This is a genomic window from Psychrobacter aquaticus CMS 56 (genome assembly GCF_000471625.1).
Taxonomy (GTDB): domain Bacteria; phylum Pseudomonadota; class Gammaproteobacteria; order Pseudomonadales; family Moraxellaceae; genus Psychrobacter; species Psychrobacter aquaticus.
In genome coordinates, this window is sequence record NZ_AUSW01000029.1 from 1 (window position 1) to 1,192 (window position 1,192).

General features: G+C 47.0%; 1 pseudogene and 1 other annotated feature. The pseudogene reads left to right on the forward strand.

Going from position 1 to position 1,192, the window contains the following annotated elements:
- Window positions 1-49: 49 nt before the first annotated feature.
- Window positions 50-1,192 (forward strand): annotated as a pseudogene (locus M917_RS14410) (IS3 family transposase); the annotation flags it as partial.
- Window positions 325-441: a sequence feature (AL1L pseudoknot), on the forward strand. (Overlaps the previous pseudogene by 117 nt.)

Here is a 1,192-nt window from a genome sequence, read left to right on the forward strand (position 1 = left end):
GAACCGCCCCGGGATTGTCGGAGACTCAACATTCTGAGAGAATACGACAATGAAAACACGAAACTATACTCCCGAGATCAAAGAACGCGCCGTTCGTATGCTGATAGAAGCGTCGAGCGACTATCCTTCCACATGGTCAGCCATTCAAGCCATAGCGTCAAAGATAGGCTGTACGCCCGAAACGCTACGAGCATGGCATAAAAAGCATATCGAACAAACTATTCCCACCTCAGTGCAGGGTCAAAGTGACAAAGAGCGCATCAAAGAGCTTGAACGCGAGAATAGAGAACTCAAGCAAGCCAACGAAATCATACGTAAGGCTGCCGCTTTTTTCGCCCAGGCGGAGCTCGGCCGCCCACACAAGTAATGGTCAACTTCATTGACGATAACAAACAGTTTTATGGAATCGAGCTTATCTGTAGAGTACTACCGATTGCCCCATCAACTTATCACTGGGCTAAAGACTTAGAGTGCTGCCCCCAAAAACGTTCTCTGCGCAGTCAGCACGACGATTATTAGGTCAGCGAGATTAAACGGATCTGGCAAGACAGCAAATGTCGTTACGGTACCCGTAAAGTCTGGCAACAGATGAAAGCGAATGGTATTCATGTGGCTCGGTGTACCATAGAGCGGTTAATGAAGCAGCATAGCCTACAAGGCGTTTGGCGTGGTAAGGGCAAGATCACCACTCACAGCCGTGATGACCAAAAGCGAGCAGATGACCTAGTCAATCGTAACTTTAGTGCTCATCGTCCTAACCAGCTTTGGGTGGCGGACTTCACTTACATCAAGACAACGAGCGGCTGGGTATATACTGCTTTTATTATTGATGTGTTTGCTCGCGCTATTGTGGGCTGGAAGGTATCGAATCGCATGAACACCGATATGGTAATGGCGGCATTGAACCAAGCAATAGCAGATAGAAATAATCCCAAAGATGTGATTCATCACAGTGATCGTGGGGTTCAGTACTTATCCATTCGCTACACTGAGAAGATGGCTGACTGCGGTATGATTGCTTCTGTCGGTACCACAGGTGATTCATACGACAATGCATTGGCTGAAACGGTCAATGGGCTTTATAAGTCTGAGGTCATTCATTATTTGAAAGAGAGCTGGACTGGTATGAACGATGTTGAACTGGCAACCCTTGAATGGGTAGATTGGTTCAATAAAACACGACTGCATAGTA